Source organism: Thermostichus sp. MS-CIW-40 (assembly GCF_054058315.1).
Genome location: NZ_JBSSAC010000023.1, coordinates 1 through 18,449, shown reverse-complemented (window position 1 = coordinate 18,449; position 18,449 = coordinate 1). Strand labels below are relative to the sequence as shown.

At 57.7% G+C, this 18,449-nt stretch carries 18 protein-coding genes and 1 pseudogene; 10 read left to right on the top strand and 9 right to left on the bottom strand.

All coding sequences use genetic code 11. The features are described from left to right. Positions 1-156: 156 nt before the first annotated feature. Both hemH and ACVWXF_RS08605 read right to left on the bottom strand, forming a co-directional pair. Positions 157-1,191 (bottom strand): ferrochelatase, encoded by a 1,035-nt coding sequence (gene hemH / locus ACVWXF_RS08610; protein ID WP_457474175.1) that lies wholly within the window; start codon positions 1,189-1,191, stop codon positions 157-159. Positions 1,192-1,461: 270 nt separating this feature from the next. Continuing rightward, positions 1,462-1,929 carry a hypothetical protein gene (locus tag ACVWXF_RS08605; RefSeq protein WP_457474174.1) on the bottom strand — a complete coding sequence of 156 codons (468 nt, stop codon included), beginning with the start codon at positions 1,927-1,929 and terminating at the stop codon, positions 1,462-1,464. Between the two features lie 312 nt (positions 1,930-2,241). Here ACVWXF_RS08605 and ACVWXF_RS08600 point away from each other — a divergent pair, with 312 nt between their 5' ends. From ACVWXF_RS08600 to ACVWXF_RS08580, 5 genes are all read left to right on the top strand, one after another. Next, the gene (locus ACVWXF_RS08600; protein ID WP_414355562.1) at positions 2,242-2,733 is read left to right on the top strand and encodes a Tic20 family protein; all 492 of its coding nucleotides are present in this window, start codon (positions 2,242-2,244) and stop codon (positions 2,731-2,733) included. A gap of 92 nt (positions 2,734-2,825) precedes the next feature. Then, a complete protein-coding gene (gene moaC, locus ACVWXF_RS08595) occupies positions 2,826-3,377 on the top strand; it encodes a cyclic pyranopterin monophosphate synthase MoaC (protein ID WP_457474173.1) in 552 nt (183 codons plus the stop codon). Then, a complete protein-coding gene (locus ACVWXF_RS08590; protein WP_457474172.1) occupies positions 3,371-5,281 on the top strand; it encodes a hypothetical protein in 1,911 nt (636 codons plus the stop codon). The genes moaC and ACVWXF_RS08590 overlap by 7 nt, the downstream gene beginning before the upstream one ends. Further along, entirely contained in the window at positions 5,275-6,279 is a 1,005-nt protein-coding gene (locus ACVWXF_RS08585; protein WP_414328741.1) for an alpha-E domain-containing protein, read from the top strand. Before ACVWXF_RS08590 ends, ACVWXF_RS08585 begins: the two co-directional genes overlap by 7 nt. Positions 6,280-6,295: 16 nt before the next feature. Continuing rightward, entirely contained in the window at positions 6,296-6,856 is a 561-nt protein-coding gene (locus ACVWXF_RS08580) for a gamma carbonic anhydrase family protein (RefSeq protein WP_457474171.1), read from the top strand. Positions 6,857-6,877: 21 nt separating this feature from the next. Here ACVWXF_RS08580 and ACVWXF_RS08575 read toward each other — a convergent pair whose 3' ends face one another. The 6 genes from ACVWXF_RS08575 to ACVWXF_RS08550 form a co-directional block, all read right to left on the bottom strand. After that, on the bottom strand, positions 6,878-8,335 hold the full coding sequence (locus ACVWXF_RS08575) for a circularly permuted type 2 ATP-grasp protein (RefSeq protein ID WP_457474170.1): 1,458 nt from the start codon (positions 8,333-8,335) through the stop codon (positions 6,878-6,880). Positions 8,336-8,478: 143 nt separating this feature from the next. Then, complete coding sequence (locus tag ACVWXF_RS08570) at positions 8,479-10,293, bottom strand: glycosyltransferase family 39 protein (RefSeq protein WP_457474169.1); 1,815 nt, start codon at positions 10,291-10,293, stop codon at positions 8,479-8,481. 216 nt (positions 10,294-10,509) lie between these two features. Further along, on the bottom strand, positions 10,510-10,770 hold the full coding sequence (locus ACVWXF_RS08565) for a DUF6761 family protein (protein ID WP_011434405.1): 261 nt from the start codon (positions 10,768-10,770) through the stop codon (positions 10,510-10,512). Positions 10,771-10,868: 98 nt separating this feature from the next. Beyond that, positions 10,869-12,491 (bottom strand): CocE/NonD family hydrolase, encoded by a 1,623-nt coding sequence (locus ACVWXF_RS08560; RefSeq protein ID WP_457384044.1) that lies wholly within the window; start codon positions 12,489-12,491, stop codon positions 10,869-10,871. 616 nt (positions 12,492-13,107) lie between these two features. Then, a complete protein-coding gene (locus tag ACVWXF_RS08555) occupies positions 13,108-13,548 on the bottom strand; it encodes a cupin domain-containing protein (RefSeq protein WP_457474168.1) in 441 nt (146 codons plus the stop codon). A gap of 45 nt (positions 13,549-13,593) precedes the next feature. Beyond that, the gene (locus tag ACVWXF_RS08550) at positions 13,594-14,373 is read right to left on the bottom strand and encodes a cysteine hydrolase family protein (RefSeq protein ID WP_457474187.1); all 780 of its coding nucleotides are present in this window, start codon (positions 14,371-14,373) and stop codon (positions 13,594-13,596) included. A gap of 266 nt (positions 14,374-14,639) precedes the next feature. Between ACVWXF_RS08550 and ACVWXF_RS08545 the strand changes: the two genes are divergently transcribed. The 5 genes from ACVWXF_RS08545 to ACVWXF_RS08525 all read left to right on the top strand — a co-directional run bounded on the left by ACVWXF_RS08545 (position 14,640) and on the right by ACVWXF_RS08525 (position 18,080). Next, a complete protein-coding gene (locus tag ACVWXF_RS08545) occupies positions 14,640-14,798 on the top strand; it encodes a hypothetical protein (RefSeq protein ID WP_011434410.1) in 159 nt (52 codons plus the stop codon). 2 nt (positions 14,799-14,800) lie between these two features. Beyond that, positions 14,801-15,319, top strand: a complete 519-nt coding sequence (locus ACVWXF_RS08540; protein WP_457407239.1) for a GNAT family N-acetyltransferase — start codon at positions 14,801-14,803, stop codon at positions 15,317-15,319. A 78-nt stretch (positions 15,320-15,397) separates the two neighbouring features. Next, the gene (locus tag ACVWXF_RS08535) at positions 15,398-15,688 is read left to right on the top strand and encodes a 4a-hydroxytetrahydrobiopterin dehydratase (RefSeq protein WP_457474167.1); all 291 of its coding nucleotides are present in this window, start codon (positions 15,398-15,400) and stop codon (positions 15,686-15,688) included. Positions 15,689-15,770: 82 nt separating this feature from the next. After that, positions 15,771-16,964, top strand: a complete 1,194-nt coding sequence (locus tag ACVWXF_RS08530) for an RNA-guided endonuclease InsQ/TnpB family protein (protein ID WP_457474166.1) — start codon at positions 15,771-15,773, stop codon at positions 16,962-16,964. 159 nt (positions 16,965-17,123) lie between these two features. Beyond that, positions 17,124-18,080 (top strand): NAD(P)H-binding protein, encoded by a 957-nt coding sequence (locus tag ACVWXF_RS08525; RefSeq protein WP_414374714.1) that lies wholly within the window; start codon positions 17,124-17,126, stop codon positions 18,078-18,080. 14 nt (positions 18,081-18,094) lie between these two features. Here ACVWXF_RS08525 and ACVWXF_RS08520 read toward each other — a convergent pair. Then, positions 18,095-18,355, bottom strand: a pseudogene (locus ACVWXF_RS08520) (transposase); the annotation flags it as partial. Between the last annotated feature and the right edge of the window lie 94 nt (positions 18,356-18,449).

Here is an 18,449-nt window from a genome sequence, read left to right as displayed (position 1 = left end):
GTGAGAAGTGAGGATTGAGAAGTGAGAGGTGAGAAGTGAGGATACGCTCTCTTTGCTCTCTGCTCTTTTCTCTCTTGAGGGGGGATTGCTTATGGATGTGCAGGCAGCGCCCTCGTCTGGTCGCGTCAGCGTTCATAAAATGCCCGGAGTTTTTCCCTACCGCTCCAGCAGCGAGCTGCCCACAGCAGCAGGGACAAAGGCAGGAGCTGCCAAGCCTGGAGTGAGCAGATGAGGCCGCACCAGCGCCGCCAAGCCAGCAATGAACAGAGGGTCGGTATTTAAGGCGGGCACACGGCGAAAATCGGCAATCCCAGCTCGATGGGCCAGTTCCCGATACTCGATGTCGATCTCCTGCAGGGTCTCGATGTGCTCCGACACAAAGCTAATCGGCACCACCAGCAACTGCTTCACACCTCGGGATCCCAACTCCAGGATGACCCGTTCGGTATAGGGTTGCAGCCACCGCACCGAACCCACCCGGCTTTGATAGGAGAGGGTGTGGTCATTGGGGCGTCCCACCTGCTTCCAGATCAGCCGCACGCAGGCTTCCATTTCCCGTTGGTAGGGATCCCCGGCCTCGGTGACATAGCTTTCGGGAATGCCATGGGCGCTGAACAGCACATGCACCCCTTCGGGCTCGGCAAATCCATCCAACTGTTCCCGAATTGCTCTGGCCATCGCCTGCACGTACTGAGGCTGATCGTACCAGGAGTAGATCTGGCAGCGCTCGATGCATGCCAGCTCCGGATCTTCAGCCCAGAGCCGATCCAGCAGCTTAAAGCTGGATCCCGTCGTGCTGATGGAATACTGCGGGTAGAGCGGCAGCACCACCAAGCGGGTGATCCCATCCGACTTGATCTGCTGCACCACCGACTCGATCAACGGATGCCAGTAGCGCATGGCAACATACACCGGCACGTCATAGCCCTCAGCCACCAGGTGGGCCTGCAGTTCTCGCGCTTGCTCAGCAGTAATGCGCCGCAAGGGGGATCCCCCCCCAATGGCCGCGTAGTTGCGGCGGGATTTTTCGGCCCGCAGCGTGGAGATGGCCCAGGCGAAGGCCCGCTGCAAGAAGGGAAATGGCAGGCGGATCAGCTCAGGATCGGCGAACAGATTGTAAAGAAAGGGCTGCACATCAGCCTGGGTCTCTGGCCCCCCCAAGTTCAGCAGGAGCACGCCGCTTTTGGACATAACAAAGCTCATTCGCGTTGGCGGTGCGGAGCACCATGTTCTTCTTTATCCACTATCCCACAGCGGGAAAGTGACCTTAAGTTTTTTTGCAGTCTTTCTCAGCTTTCCCCTCACCCCAGGAGAAACCACCCGATCGCAATCTCACCCAAACCCACAAGTCCGATCTGGGGACTCCTTCCCGCTGTCGCGAACAAAATCCAAAAGGGGATCCCCGCCCAAAAGGGGATCCCCGGCATCAACACCCCATTGCCGCTAAGGAGCAGAGCGCTGTCAGAACTCTTGACCGCGGTAAACCCGCTGCAGGGCCGGAGTGACGGGGTAGCGATCAATATCGGCCAGGCTCAACTTCAAGCGCAGCGTATTGAGGAGTTTCCAGTAGGGGGGCACAAAAGCCTTTTCAGGGATGGGTTGGACGGCAGGAGAGGGATCCCCAGAGCGGGCAACCGTCTCCATGGGGCAGCCGCGGTAGCGGAGCGGACGGGATCCGAGGTGAGCTGAGCGCAGATCTCGGCTGGGATCCACCGTCAAGCCGCGAAACTGGATTGCCCCCGGACGAGAGGCTTCCCGATAGCGCAGATAGCCTGCCCACACCTGGGCAATCCACTCCGGCAAAGCTTCGGGCCGAATGTGATAGCGCTCCGGCAACAGACGGTCGTTGAGAAAACCAATGAGCCCAGACCAAACTTGCCAGACAAAAGCTCCGACGATGCGAGCAGCGGGAGACGATGAAATCTTCATGGTGGAAGCTGAAAAATGTAGAGAACCTGAAAAACCGGTGATGCAGCCAGAATTTGCCGTTGATTATACCAGCCCAGATGCATCGGAACGCTCACCCTGAACCTTTTGGCCTCGAGTTTTTCTGCTCACTGGAAAGCAGAAGCCGGCTTGCGGCCAAGCGCGTTGAGCCACCCAAATCCATCGACTACAATAAGCCCAAGGCTTGGGTGTTGCTTTCTCTCTCTGAATCTTTAGCTGGTGGGGATCCTGGAAGCGCACCGACAAGCAAACTTCACTTCAATGACCACTGCACCTAATAGGGATCGACGGATTATGACCTGGCGCGGCGACATCACTCCCATCAATCGGCTGTGGGGATCCCTTCCCTACCTTCTGCCTTTGGTATCGGCTCTGCCCTTGGGCTTTTTGCCCTCTGGGCTGTTTCAATCTCTGCCAGGGCTGATCCCCATTTTTGCGCCCCTATTTCGTCTGGTGCCCCTGGCCACGGGCTGGCTGGGAATGGGGGTGTTTTTGGCTCTCCTGTTCCTGGTGATCCGCAACACCCGCGTAGCCCATTTTGTTCGCTTCAACACCATCCAGGCGCTCTTGCTCAACATTGCCTTGTTCTTGGTGCAGGTGCTGATGCAGGCGTTTGGCATACTCTTCGGCAACCTTGGCCTGGCAGCGATGGTCAGCATTTTGGCCACCACGGCTCTCTTGGGGGTGATTGCCATCACCGTCTACGCCTGGGTGCAAAACATTCGCGGCCACTACGCCGAGGTGCCGGTGCTCTCTGATGCCGCCTATGCCTGGATTCGCTACTAGTTGTCAAGTCCCTGCGGGTCTGGTTGCCGATTTGCCGACCTCATCGGAGCCTAAGCCAACTCTTCAGCTCTCAAGGATTGTGGGAGGCCGGGGTGCCATCGGATTCGAGTTCTAGTCGCGCCAGCAGGACAGAGTCCTTTGTTGGGCAAGCCCTCACCCACCTGGACGCCTCTGGCCGAGTACAGATGGTGGAAGTAGGAGATAAGCCCACGGTTGCCCGTTTGGCCACTGCCCAAGGGCAGGTACGCATGTCAGAAACGACTTTGCAGGCTATTCTGGCCGGTCAAGGGCCCAAAGGGAATGTGGTGGAAACAGCCCGGCTGGCCGGGATCATGGCTGCCAAGCGCACCGCCGATCTGATCCCGCTGTGTCATCCTCTCCCCTTGAGCAGCGTCACCGTGGATCTGAATCCGGATCCCCATCTGCCCGGCTTTCTGATCACCGCTACAGTGAAAACCAACGCCCAAACAGGGGTGGAGATGGAGGCTTTGACAGCAGTTTCGGTGGCTGCCCTCACCCTATACGACATGGCCAAGGCCTTGGAGAAGACGATGGTGATCGAACACATCCGGCTGCTGCGCAAGTATGGGGGGAAGTCTGGGCCTTTCGAGGCAGAGGATCGGGATAACGCCGAGAAATGCTGAAAGCTTTGCAACAACCAGAGAGGGGTGTTGGGCTAGGGTTGTTGGTGGGCATTGGGGTGCTGCTCTGGCCCATGCTGCGCCAGGGCTATCCCATGACTCACTCCACTCACTTCAACCTCAGTTGGGCCTTTCAGTATCAACGACAGTTTTTCGGCGGGCAGTTTTACCCCCGCTGGCTGGAGTATTCCAACTTCGGCTACGGCAATCCTACCTTTGCCTTTTACCCCCCTCTGTGCATGGTGGCCCCTCTGCCGTTTCGCCTGCTGGAGCTGGATATGCCCGGATCCCTGGTGGCCAGCATGGGCTTGGCGATGGCAGTCTTTGGCGCAGGGCTGTATGCCCTTCTCCGGCAACTCATCCCCTGGGCTTGGGCTCTGGTTTTGGCTCTGGCGGGTATGGCCGGCCCCTATTGGCTGGTGGATATTTACCAACGGGGGGCAATGGGGGAAGTGTGGGCCATTGCTGTCTCTCCCTGGATTTTCTGGGCCTCAGTCCAGGTGATCTGCCGGCCCCAGTCCCTTTGGCCGATTGTGGCCTTAGCCATTAGCTACGGCCTGTTGGCCCTATCTCACTTGCCCACTTTGCTGGTCTTTACGCTAACTTGGCTGCCTCTGCCTTGGGTGCTGGGCCGCTGGGATCCCCTCTGGCCCAGGGTGGGGCGCTGCTACTTGGGGTTTGGGCTGGGGCTGGGGTGGACGGCGTTTTATCTGCTGCCAGCCTTTTGGGATCAGCGCCTCATCCAGGTGGAGTTGGTGAATTTTGTCGAAGAGTACATGCCCCAACATCGTTTGATGGTGAGTGGGCTGACCCGGCTCCAGCCGCAACTGACGCAGCACTGGTTTGAAAGCGGCCTGGTAGGGTACTGGCTCTGGATGGTAGCCGTTGTCTTGGGTGTTGGAATCCTGATTCTCCCAACTTGGCTGGCCCGCAGGACAAGGGGGATGACCCCGATCCATTCCGTTCGCGCTAACGAGACGGAGTCCCATGGTGCCTTAGAATCCTCTGCTCCCCTGGCCAAAGCCATCCTGCTCTACAGCTTGGGGGCCAGCTTGGTGGCCTTGCTGATGATGACGGATCTGCTGGGTTGGCTCTACGAGTGGATTTTGCCCCTGCGGCGCATTCAGTTTTCTTGGCGCTGGATGGCGGTGACGGCGGTAACCGTGCCCTGGCTGTTGGGATCCCTGGCCGCCTGGGGGTGGGGGCAAAAGGGCTTGAGGATCCTCTTGATTGTGGGGATAGGTCTGGCCATGGGGATACAAAGCTGGCAGGGCTGGCAGGTCTTGTCCAGAGCCTGGTTTGACCCGCAAACCATCCAAACTTTTCAAGAGCTGTCTGCAGCCAAGCCATTTCCCAATGAGCCCCAGCAGCGACCGGGCATCGCTTTTCTTCACTGGCACTGGATCTTTCCCGATGGGCTGGCGCTGGTGGATGTGCCGGAGTACCGACCTCGCCAAGCAACCCTGCCCATGCCGCCCCCAGAGGTGGATCCGCTGCTGCGGTGGCAGGGGGACGTAGTGGATTTTGGACAAGAGCAAGGCAATCTGGAGCCACTGTTGGAAGTGGAACGGTGGAGCTATGGCTACCGTCGTTTTCGGGCCGTTAACCCCACCGATCAGGATCAATGGGTAGTCCTGCGCACTTTTTACTACCCTGCTTGGCGGGTACAGGTGGATGGTCGCCTCACGTCTGCTGAGCACAGCGGAGTGGGGCTGTTGCAGGTGCGGATCCCGCCGGGGGATCATCGCGTGCAGGTGCGCTATCTGGGTACTGCAGCCGAGTGGATGGGGTGGATCTTGACCGGCCTGACGGGGGTGCTGCTGGTGAAGCTGCGGCGGCTGCTTCGTTTGTTGAATTTGAACGGAGCGCAGAGACAAGACACTCCAGAGGAGGCAACAGCATGCTGAGTCGCGTGGCCGATTCCATCTACTGGCTCAACCGCTACGTGGAGCGCGCCGAGAACATCGCCCGCTTCATCGATGTCAATCTCAACCTCATCCTAGACTTGCCCAGCGGTCCCGCCCAGCAGTGGGATCCCATCGTCTACACCACCGGGGATCAGGAGCTGTTTTACCAACGCTATGGCCAGGCAACCCAAGAAACAGTCATCCAGTTCCTGGCTTTTGATAGGGATTACCCCAACTCCATCCTTTCCTGTTTGCGGCTGGCGCGGGAAAATGCCCGCTCTGTGCGGGAGGTCATTTCTTCAGAAATGTGGGAGCGGGTCAACCGCTTTTATTTGATGGTCAAAGAAGCAGCTCAGCAAGGCCCCCACCTGAGTCAGCTCCATGATTTTTTCACGGAAGTGAAGCTGGCCAGTCACCTATTCGCCGGGGTGATGGATGCCACCATGACCCATGGGGAAGGTTGGCATTTTGGCCAGATTGGCCGTCTTTTGGAGCGGGCAGACAAAACGGCGCGCATTTTGGACGTTAAGTATTTTATTTTGCTGCCCTCTCTGCAGTATGTGGGCACGGCTTTGGATGAGTTGCAGTGGATTGCTTTGCTGAAGTCGGCCAGTGCTTATGAAATGTACCGGAAATACAGCCGCCAGCACCGCATCAATCCCAGAGAGGTGGCCTCCTTCCTGATTTTGGATCGGCAATTTCCCCGCTCTATTCAGTTTTGTCTTATTCATGCGGATCGATCCCTGCACCAGATCACCGGCACCCCAGCCGATACCTGGCGGGATCCCAGCGAGCGAGCTTTGGGCCGCCTGCGTTCTGAGCTGGACTACCTAACCATCGACGACATTATGGAGCAGGGCTTACATGAGTTTCTCGACAAATTGCAGCTACAAATGAACCATGTTGGCGATTGCATCTACGAAACTTTCTTTGCCATTCGCCCCTTGCAACCGTCTGAATCCTCTCTACTCTCTCAACGTCAAGCCCAACTGACATGAACGGCCTCGACTCTAAATGCAACGAGAAAAACAGGACACCTGGCCAATTGGGCTGGATCGGCAGCCGACGGGAGTAGATGAGGCAGCCTTTATTGCCGCCAATGCCACACTGATCGGCGATGTCCATCTTTCGGAAGCGGTGAGCATTTGGTACGGGGCTATCCTGCGGGGGGATCTCTCGCCCATTGTGATTGGCCGCCGCAGCAATATCCAAGATGGAGCCATTCTGCACGGGGATCCCGGACAGCCGACCCTGATTGGCGAGGAAGTGACCATAGGCCATCGAGCGGTCATCCACAGTGCCCACATCGAGGGGGGATGTCTGATCGGGATTGGGACCGTTCTCTTGAGCGGGGTCACCATCGGGGCGGGCAGCATGGTGGGAGCTGGAGCGGTGGTCACCCGGTCTGTGCCACCTCGCTCTTTGGCGGCGGGGATCCCGGCTAAGGTTATCCGCACCCTCACCGAGGAAGAGGTCAAGCAACTGCGCCTTCACGCCCAGCACTACGTGGATTTGGCGCTTCAGCATGCCAGCCGCTTTGGCCGGTGGAGCAGAGGTTCGGGCGAGCGACTTTGAGCCTATTTTGCCAGCCGTCTCTCAACAGCCGGGATCCACACAGAGCACCCAGGTATCTTTGCTGCCGCCCCCCTGGGAGGAGTTCACCACCAGAGATCCCTTCTTGAGGGCGACGCGGGTCAGCCCCCCTGGGTGAACGTAGATCTCTTTGCCGTAGAGGATATAGGGCCGCAAGTCCACATGACAGGGTTCTAGACGGGGGCCTTCTCCCCGATCCACCAAGGTGGGCACGCGAGAAAGGCACAGGGTGGGTTGGGCGATGTAGTTGCGCGGCTGGGCGCGGATTTTCTCGGCAAAAGCAGCCCGCTCTGCCGGTGTAGCCTGGGATCCCATCAGCATGCCATAGCCGCCTGACTCGTTGGCTGCCTTCACCACCAGCTTGTCCAGGTTTTCCAGTACGTACGCCTGATCCTTAGGATCCCAGCAGAGGTAGGTGGGCACGTTGGGCAAAATGGCTTCCTCTCCCAGGTAGTAGCGGATCATCTGCGGCACATAGGCGTAGATCACCTTGTCGTCCGCCACCCCCGTTCCCAAAGCGTTGGCGATCGCCAGCCGCCCCGACCGGTAGACCTCAAACAGGCCGGGTACCCCCAAGAGGGAATCAGGGCGAAAAGCAAGGGGATCGATGAAGTCATCGTCGATGCGGCGGTAGATCACATCCACCCGCTGCAGCCCTTTGGTGGTGCGCATTTGCAAATAGCCATCGGCCACCACCAGATCCCGCCCTTCCACCAGCTCCACCCCCATCTGCTGGGCGAGGAAAGAATGCTCGAAGTAGGCGGAGTTGTAGATGCCGGGGGTGAGCACCACCACCGTTGGGTTGGCTAGGTGCGGCACCAGGTTAAGCAGAGTATCCAACAAATGGCTAGGGTAGTCGTCCACCGGGCGGATCCCCATGGTGTTGAACAGGGAGGGAAAGGTGCTTTTCATCACCCGCCGATTTTCCAGCACGTAGGAGATTCCCGACGGACAGCGCAGGTTGTCTTCCAGCACGTACCAAGTTCCGTCCCGATCCCGCACCAAGTCGGTGCCGGTGACGTGGCACCAAATTCTCCCCGGTGGGTTGAGCCCCACACAGGGCCGCAGAAATCCCTTGGCCGTCTCGATCAGCTCGGCAGGGATCACCCCATCCTTAAGGATCTTCTGGTCGTGATAGACATCGTCGATGAACAGGTTGAGGGCGTGGATGCGCTGCTTGAGACCCTTCTCCAGCCGCTGCCACTCGGAAGCCGAGACGATGCGGGGAATGATGTCAAAGGGGAAAATTCGCTCCGTGCCCTGGCTATCGCCATAGACGTTGAAGGTCACCCCCATTTGAAAGAGGGCCGCCTGCGCCGCCGCTTGCCGCTGCTGCAGTTCCCCTTCTTCCAGAGAATGAATGCGCTCAATCAGCGGGATCGCCTCAGGACGGGGCTGGTTACGCCCCAAAAACAGCTCGTCGTAAAACCCCTCGCCCGGGTCGTAGGCATCAAAACGCACGTCTGGGATCCCTGGAACGCTATCATCTTCTTCTACTGTTGGCGGCTCTGGATCTGCATAGTGTGCTTTCAGCTACTTTTAGCCTGGTAAAAAGAAAGGACTCCGTCCCGCGAACAGTGGGTTGGCCAAACAAGGGGGGAGCTCTAGGGATCCGCCACCTCAAAGGCCCATAGCCCCCGCTCGGCAGGGATCCGATGCAACTGCCCCTTGGGAAAGCGCCGTTGCAGCTCTGCCCCCTGCTGATCCCATACCCACTCGTTCATGAACAGGGTAAACGGTGGCTCCAGCGCCTGGATGGGCAACATCTCAGGGGAAAACACCGCTACCTTTTGTTCCCGTCCGGCAAAAAATTGGATCCAGCTTTGCCAATAGTGGGGTTCCCCCCAGCTGAAATAGGGGTAGGCAGTGCTAGCCGCCAGATAGAAGCGGTAGTCGGGATCCATTTGGCGAGCTGCCACATAGCGCCCGGTGGCCCCCACATCGTTGCCCTGCGTCCAGCCTTTGTGGACAAAATCCCCAAAAATGGCCAAGTTCCATCCCCCGATCAACAGGATCGCGCCCCCCATCGCCACCGCCGGCAACCAACCTCTTGCCCGGGATCCCCCTCGCTCCAGAAGACTGCTCAGTGCACGCAGGAGCACCTGGATCCCTTCCAGGGCTAGGTAGGCCACGAAGGGCAGAATGACCAGCAGGCGGGTGTAGTTGGGGGCTTTGGTGATGGCAAAGCTAAAGAGCAGGTAGAGAAATAGAAAACTGCCTATACAAAGCCAGTCGTGGGGCTGGCTGCGCTTCTTGAACAGGCGGTAGAGACCGGATCCCAGCCCCAGCCAGATCAAAACCCCCGTCAAGGGATCCACAAAAGCGTGGCCATAGTTGGGATAGATGTAGCCGCGGTCGTGCTGGCTGCGGTCGTTGAACATACTCAGGCCGTTGAAGATGTTGCGCCAGACCGCCTCCTCCGGGGTAGCCGCATTCACCCACATCTGCTGCAGGGCCCGCCCCTCCGGGAAAAAGAGAAATTGTTGGCGAGAGTACTCGGCGCTCACCGCAGGTGCTGTGACCGTGGCCACCAGAATGGGCCCAGCCACCAGAAAAAAGCCCAGCGCCGCGGGCACCGTCAGCTTAGCCAGGACCCAGAGGGGATTAGCTTGCTTGTTTTCTCCTCGGAGATCCTCCCGGCCCAGGAGCAGGTACAGAACTCCAAACAGCAACCCCAGCAGGATCACCACCCGCCCCGGCAAATAGCCGTAGAGGGAGAAAGCCGCCGCTCCTCCCCCCAGATAGAGCAACAGGGGATTTTTTTCCCGCACGCCCTTGAGGAGCAAGGCCAAGGCTGCACACTCTACCAAGACAATGAGGTTTTCCCGCATGGCCATGCGGCTGATGCCCAGCAAGGCGTGGTTGGATCCCAAGAGGGCCGCCCCCGCCAAAGCCAGCCGGGATCCCCAAAATGCCCGAAAAAACCCGTAGGCCACCAGAATGGTGACGACCCCGAAGGCGGCATGTACCGTGCGCACATTGAGCAGCGTGACTCCCCCCATCAGCCGCGTCAGGCCGCCGAAGAGGCTGAACATGAAGCGGGGGAAATAGAAATACTCCGGCATCAGCCCAAAGATATCGGGATAGCGCACCCCTGAGGCGCGACGGGCCATGGAGGTGATCACAATCTCGTCAGTATTGATCTGAAAAGGGATGTTGGGCAGGTCGTAGAGGTAGATCGGGGCAAAGACCAACACCAACAGCCCCAGGTGCAACAGCTCCTGTTGCCAGCGCAGCCGCGTCGGATCCCAAGGGGGTTGAGCCGGGGAAAACTGCGCCCAGTACAGCCCCACCAGCAGGATGCTCACCAGCCAGAGGCCAATCTGCAGCACGTGGTAGCCAAACACCCCGTACCAGAGGATCAGGGCTACCCCCAAGCCCAAGCCGGATCCCAGCAGGGGCAGATGCCGGGAGGTCATCACCCTATCCCAAACCGCCATAGAACCGATACGACTGGAATCAGGAACGAATCGATCCCTCTCAGCCTACCAGGCGCAAGATGCTCGACAAAACCAGAACTCAGTCGGCGCCCTCCCCCCTACTCTTTCTCCCAAGGGGCGAGGGGAGATCAGAAAAGGTTGGAATCAAAACTTTGCCCCACCTGTTCTAGGGATCGCCAACAGGGATTCACAAAATCAATAACCCCGCATCGGCTCCGCCTCTGGCTCCAATTCCGGATCTATGAAGTTGGACGGATCGTAGAGGAAGCGGTTAACCTCGTCCTCAATGCGATAGATCTCGAAGGGCTCCAATTGTTTGCCAGTTCGCAAGGCCAGCAGGTAGCCATCCACCAGCAGACGTAGCTCATCGGTGCGCCGGTAGCCCCGCTGCCAGGTATCCACCAGAGCATCGGTCAAAGCCTGATAGTGCCGGATCAACTTTGGGTCTTGCAACATGGTGTTCCCTTGCCCTGCCTGTTTCTATCCTAACGTTTGGTGTCTCTTTGTAAGCGGGGATTGCGAACGGGACCCCGAAGCTTGGTCTCTTCTTGGCTTCAAGCCATGGGCAGGTGCAGCCGCGAAGACGTCTCGCCGCCGCTGTGGAGAGTGATGGTGAGAATGCGGGCCTCAATCAGCCGCTCTTCCCGCATTCCCGTGCCTGTGTTGACAGGATAGGCCGGAAAACAAGCCGCGCTAAGGCTGAGGCGCAGAGCATGACCGCAAGGAATGCGAATACAGGTGGGCTGACAGGGAATCAGAATGGGGGTACCAGGCTGGGGATCCCGTAGGCGACAATAGCCTTGGGAAAAGTTATACACCTGCCCATCGGGCCTTACCACCGAGAGCACAGCGCAAAGATCGAAACTGGGGCTGTCGGCCTCCGCGTACACCTCCACAGCAATGTCCCCGACCAGAACCAGCTCGGCTTGCAGCGGCGGAGTGGTATAGGTCAGGACATCGGTGCGGCAGTCGAGGGCGGAGCGCTCTTGCGGCCCGGCAGGCTGAACTAGGTGGCCCCCCAAGGCCGGCACCGGTCGCCAGGGATCGTGAACAAACGTATCCGACTGTTGTGCAGGCGAGGGTTCAGGGCGAAGGGATCCCTCTGCTTCTGAAAGGGCAGCCAAGCCGGTGCTGTGTAGGTAAAAAGCTTTTGGCTCAGGGGTAGGCCAAGCATCAAAGCCGCGCCAGCGGTTGGATCCCATCTCGAACAGGCGTACCGGCGGCTCCTGGAGGATCCCTGTATCTTTGCCTTTGAGGAACTGGTCAAACCAGCGCACCTGCAGGCGATCGATGGGGCTGACAGCCTCTGGGCCAAAGTCCAACGCCCCCACTTTGCGCCCCCAAGGGAGATGGATCCAAGGGCCGATGATCAGGTATTGAGGGTTCTGGCTGCGGGCGCTCATTTCCTTGTAGAGGCGCAGGCTACCACTCAGGTAGCTGTCAAACCAGCCGGCAATGTGTAGCATCGGCAGATCCACCACCTCTAGACGGGGAGAGAGCTTGCGCCAGTATTCATCCGGCTCGCTGTGCTCCAGCCAGTCGAAGTAATAGGATTGGGGGGCATACTGCTGCAACACCCCCGGCTTGAGGGGGATAGGGTCGTAGAGGGGGAGATTGCGGGCAGCTTTCAAAAGCGCTTGGTAGGCATTGGCATCCCCCCTGAGACGCGCCCCTTCGGTCTCCAGTTGCAAGGCCCAACTGAGGTTGTTCTGAAAGGCAAAGGCTCCCCCTGGGTAAGCGGCATCGGCATAGAGATCGTAAGGCAGCATCGCCGGGCAGATGGCCTTCAAGGCGCTGGGACGGGTAGAAGCCGCATACAGCTGGGTCATGCCCTGATAAGAGAAGCCGTACATGCCCACTACGCCGTTGCTCCCCGGCAAGGCAGCCGCCCAATTGACGGCGTCAAACCCGTCTTCCACCTCATGGCGGAAAGGGTAGAAGGATCCTTTGGAAGTTCCCCGTCCGCGCACATCCTGGATGACCACAATGTACCCCTGGGCCGCATACCACCTGGGATGGGCATACACCACCGTCGAGGCAATGGCCCGCCCATAGGGCTGCCGCATCAGCAAAACCGGGTAGCTCCCCTCCCCTTGCGGGCGATAGACATCCGCGTCCAGTTGGATCCCGTCGCGGGTGAACATGGAAACAGTTTCGCGGGGGCGAACGGGCAACATGGCCTGGGTTGGGCTAGCGGATCTTGCCAAAGGGATACCAACCAAGGACAACCTAAGGGATCCCTGGGTGGATTCTTCCTAAGATAAAACAGAAGCCCTTATGAGAGGGAGAAGCTCCCACCAGAGTTTGAGCCCCTTCCCTGGTATTGCCCTTGATCTCCGGCCTGCTGGCGCAAACGCAGCCCCCTCCAGACCCCTCTTTTATGGCTTTTATGGATTTATGGAAACAGAGACCCTGGGAAAAGATTTGTCGGAGCATGCCTCTAACCCCCAAAACCCTGAACTTTGCTGAATTTACTGAGCTTTAGGCGGTTTGGCAAAAGTCATTGAGAGGGATATAGTAGACCAAGTTTCCCCCTGATCCTTGAGTCCACCGCAACGGTTGCCGGGAAGTGAAGGGGGAAAGCGCTCGGGGGGTATTCCTCAGGGCTTTGCGGGATACCGCCTTCCTGTTTGGACTCCGTCCCGCTGACGCGAACAGAGATAGGCAGGATGCGATCGCTTCTTTCCTGAACCATGTTCAGGAGAGTTCAGCGTGAATGTATCAGTACCCCTGACTTCCAACCTCTACAGCTCCCAGAGCCATTGAGGCCTAAGCCTCAGCAAATGCCCTTCTCTAGCCCCCCGACAGCACCTGCAAATCCTCCTCATCCAAGTCCGCAGGAGTGCCGGAGCGGATGAGCTCGGCAAAATCTTCGTTGGGCACCATGAAGCAGAGGGCGTAGAGGCGGCCTGGGCCGGTGTTGCGGATTTCATGCACGCCTGTTGGCGGAACCAAAATGCTGTCTCCGGTTTTGATGGGAGCAGCTTTTCCATCGCAAATGGCCAGGCCTTCCCCCTTGAGAACAAAAAACATTTCCACAGCCATTTGATGGCGATTTGGAGGGGTTTTGCCTCCCTCATCGAAGATCTCCACACAAAAGGTTAGAGAAATCTGAGCATGAGAAGGATCGAACACGATGGCCAGGCGATTGGTATCGTGGGGGCTGATGCGAAAAGCCTGATAATCGGCAGGGGTTTTAACAATTGGAATCACGCAGCGGGAAAGCGTTTGCATCCGGATCCTCCGCTCAAGAGATGAGGGGTGAATAGTGGGCAAGTGCTAACAGGAGAGAGCCGCGAGCAAATCTGAGGAGGAGGCGACAAAGCCAAAGCACTGCTTGACGTTGTAGAGGGTAGCTAGCAAACAGTATTCAGGAGAGGTGGTGGCGGCGCAGTCTTCCAGCAAAATGCAGTCGTAGCCGAGGAAATTGGCATCTTGCAGCGTGGTCATGACGCACTGGTCGATGTTCACGCCGGCAAAAAAGAGAGTGGTGCGCCCCAGGTTTCTGAGAATGCTATCGAGAGGGGTATCCCAAAAGCCGCTCATGCGGAACTTATCCACCCAGATATCCTCGGGCTTGACCTCCAGTTCCTCCACCACAGCAGCGCCCCAACTGCCCCGCGTGAGGACCAGAGACCCGTTCTTAGGCAAGGGATCCCCCAGCCCTACTCCCTCTCCGGTGGGGTTGTACACATGTCGCAAGCCGGCGCTGATGTTGAGCAAGTCAGGGCGATTGCCCCAGTTCACCCACACAATCGGCACTTGAGCTTGTCGCAGGCGGGGCAGCAGGGCTTTTAGAGGGCCGATGGGAGCCCGTGCAGGTGTAACATCGACGCCAATGCTGGCCAGCCAACCGTCGGGATGACAAAAGTCGTTTTGCATGTCGATCACCAACAACGCCGCTTTGGCCAGATCCAAGCGCAGGGTTTTGCTGGAGGTGGGTAGCAGGATGGGCCGGGGATCCAAGGGCGGACGGGTGAGGTCGGCCATTTCGGCATTCACAGCCCAGGCATTGGGAGGGATCCCAAGGGTCTTCAAGGGGCGATTGGGGGTGCTCATGGATTCTCCGCTCGCGTCGCGCAGCAGTGGGATCAGGTGGGGCGGATGACCCACAACCACGCTCGACCTTAATGCACAGCCAACCTCACTTTGGAATCATAGGCTACACTTTCTCACCTTATTAACGCATGGGATCCCCCAGGGTCAGTCGATAGGGGCTGAGATGGAGACCAGGAGAAGAAAAACCGAGGAGATTTCCGAAAAGCTGCCCAGGGATCCCTCCCTGCACGCTATGCTGTAGAAACTTGAAATGATTATGTAGAAGCATGAGCATCCTGCGGCAATATATCTTTCCCGCTCTCATCCTGCTGGTGTTTCTGTTTACCCTGGTGGTGGTGAGCATTCGCTCGTTTCTGCCGGAGGATATGGCCCAGCCTGCCCCTCTAGAAGAAGCGACGCCTGTGGCCCTTTCTGCAAATGCCTGAGGATGGCTGAACAAGGGATCCCTTTGCCTGTGGGTTATCGTTGGCGCATCGGTTCAGCCTGGGATCGGCCCTGGGTGAGGCGAGGATTGCAGGCCACGTTGCAGGAATCTTTTCCAGAGCAAAGCAACTGGGATCACCTGGAAGAGACGCTGGATCGCCTCTTCGACCCCCCCCGTACCCCCTGCTGGTGGATCCTCAAGGAAGAAACAGGGGAGCCGGTGGGCTGTGTTTGGGCCGGCATCTCCACCGATCAAGCCACCCATCGGCGGGTGGCCTACGTCTTTTTGCTCTGGGTGGATCCCGCCCATCGCCGGCAGGGCCTGGGCAGAGCTTTGATGCAACAGGTGGAACGCTGGGGATCCCAGCAGCAGCTAGCTGCCATTACCCTGCAGGTTTATCGCCATAACCAGGCTGCCCTCAATTTCTACAAGCGGGCCCATTTCTCCGTGCAAGGCTACTGGCTGTACAAACCCCTCGGCGCCGCTGGCGTGGCAGAACCAAAAGGTTATGAAGTTTTGTAAATAAGCTGGGATCCGCTCTCAGTTGCTCTTTTGATGAAAGCGTGATGAAAACGATGGCATCGACCGGAGGGAAAGCCCATGTCCAGACCTGTCAGACTCAGTGAAGCTGAGGTCCAAGCCAAGCTGGAAAATCTGCCGGGCTGGTCTTTGCAGGATGGGAAGCTGCATCGTCAATTTCAGTTTCGCTCCTTTGTCGAAGCCTTTGGCTGGATGAGCAGTGTGGCCTTGGTGGCCGAGAGCATGGGGCACCATCCCGAATGGACCAATGTCTACAACCGCGTGCGGGTGCATCTTACCACCCACGATGCCGGGGGCATTACAGAACTGGACTTTACCCTGGCGCAACGCATGAACGAGCTGGCCAGCTAGACGCTTCAGCTAGAAATCGCAGGAGCCCCGCACTGTACCCGTAGGGTCAGTGCCGGGAGGAATGCGAGGTTACAATAGAACCATGACCCAAGTCCTGACCGTCTCCTGCAAGCTCAAGGTAGCCCAGTCGCAAGCCGCCAAATTGGACGCGACTTTGGAGGCTTTTGGCCAAGCCTTGAATTGGGTCAACCAGAACACGCCGGAGAAGATCGTCAACGCGGTCAAACTGCAATCCCTTTGCTACTACGAGACTCGAGCCCGGTTTGGCTTGTCCAGTAACTTGGCTCAACAGGTGTGCAGACGGGTAGCAGGTTCCCGCAAAGTGGCTAAGCAGAAAAAGCGTCCCGTCAAGGAGTTTAAGAGCGGCTTTGTTACCTACGACGCTCGCATCTTTTCGTTCCGTCAAAAAGACTGGACGGTGTCGCTGACCACGGTGGAAGGGAGAGAACGCTTTGAACTGGCCATTGGCAACTACCAGCGTGGGATGCTGGCTGGTTCCAACCCCAAATCTGCCACCCTGGTCAAGCGCAAAGATGGCTCCTACTACATCCAGATTTGCGTAGAGGAAAAAACACCCAAGCAACAAGATACCGACAAGGTGATCGGGGTGGACTTGGGAAGGACGGATATTGCTCATACGTCAGACGGGGACAATTGGAATGGACAGCAGTTGAACAGAGTCCGAGACCACTACTCCCGATTGAGAGCGGCACTCCAACGCAAAGCCAGTAAGGGCACACGCAGTTCGCGGCGCAGATGCAGAGAACTGTTGCAACGGCTGTCTGGCAAGGAGAGACGCTTTCAGGCGTGGGTCAATCATCGCATCTCCAAAGCTATTGTCTCTAGGGCAAAGACCACAAACAGCGCTATCGCTCTGGAAGACCTGACAGGGATCCGGGAAAGGGTCAATCAACAGCCGCGCAGCAAAGCCGAGCGGCGCAGAACCAATAACTGGGCGTTCTACCAGCTTAGGATGTTTGTGGTCTACAAGGCTGCCATCGCCGGAGTGCCTGTAGTACTGGTTCCGCCTGCCTACACGTCGCAGACCTGCCACCGGTGTTTGCACATCCATCCCGATCCTGCGCAATCCTACCGCAGTGGGAAGAAGTTTAAGTGTGGGCACTGTGGATGGGAAGGAGATGCGGACTTGAATGGTGCAAACGTAGTTGCGCTCTTGGGGGCTGCCGTAAACCAGCCTAGAGGTTCGGGCCTGTTTTGTTCTCTGGTAGAGCAGAGCAGGCTCAGGGCTACTGAAAGCCCGCTCCGTACCGCTTAGCGGTCGGAGCCGGGTAGTTTACTACCCAACTTTGGGGATCCCTCAAAGCCGGCTTGGCAGAGGATCCCCATTTTGTCGCTGCCTCAAAGTTGTGTTGGATTGTGTTGGGAGCTGTGTCGGTCTGATAGACTAAGCCTAAGGTTAAGAAATGATAATTTTATGAACGTGCTGGTTGTGGGGGCGACGGGAACGCTGGGCCGTCAAGTGGTACGCCGAGCCATCGAAGAGGGACACCAAGTTACCTGTCTGGTGCGAAATCCGGCAAAGGCTGCTTTCTTGAGTGAATGGGGCGCTCACCTGAAGGTGGGAAATCTGCTTCAGCCCAGCACCCTCAACTCCGCCATGGAAGGCATCGAGGCGGTGATCGACTGTGCCACGGTGCGGGTGACCGATACCCTCAGCGCCCGTCAGGTGGACTGGGATGGCAAAGTTGCCCTGATCAATGCGGCACGGGCTGCCCAGGTAGGGCATTTTATCTTTTTCTCCATCATGGGCGCCCACCACGAGTATCCCAATGTGCCCCTGATGAATTTCAAGCATCACATTGAGAAGTATTTGGTTGGATCCCAGATGCCCTACACCATTTTCCGGCCAGCGGGCTTTATGCAGGGGTTGATTGGCCAGTACGCCATCCCCATCTTGGAAGAACAAATCGTCTGGGTAACCGGCGAGGGCATGCCAACGGCCTACCTGGACACCTTGGATGCTGCCCGGTTTGCGGTGCGAGCTCTCACTGTAGAAGCTGCCAAGCAGCAAATCTTTCCCTTGGTGGGGCCCAAGGCTTGGACGGCCCGAGAAGTCATCGCCTTGTGCGAGCAGCTCTCCGGCAAAAAGGCCAAAGTCAGCACCATGCCGCTGGGACTGCTGAGAGGGGCGCGCAAGGTGGCGCAGTTCTTTCAGTGGAGCTGGAACATTGCCGACCGGCTGGCGTTTGTGGAGGTGATCGCGGCCAAAGAACCCATGCACGCCGATATGACGCCTGTATGCGAAACCCTGGGGATTGAACTGGCCTCTCTGACCTCGCTTGAGGATTACCTGGCGGAGTATTTCCAGAAGATGTTGAAACGGCTTCGCGAGCTAAAGGTCAAGCAACCCAAAGTCAAAACGCCCTTCTAGGTTGTGTTGATCTTTCATTTGAGCCAAAAGAGAGCACTGACGAGATAGAGAAAACTCAAGAAGTTCCTGGCCAATTTGTCAAAACGAGAACATAGATGCCGGTACTGCTTTAACTTATGAAAAAAGCATTCGATTAAATGCCTCTCTTGATACAGATGCTTGTCATAATGCCGCTGCGTCTTTCTATTCCTTTTAGGCGGAATAACCGCTTGAGCTTCCCCTATCTTCTCAATCAACTTATCCACATCATATCCTTTATCCCCAATTACTTTGGTACAGCCTGTTAAGGGCTCAAGGGGTACAATAGCAGCACTTAGCAAACCAACTTCGGAAGGAGGATGGATTGATCAGTAGTAAAGAAGTCTTCAC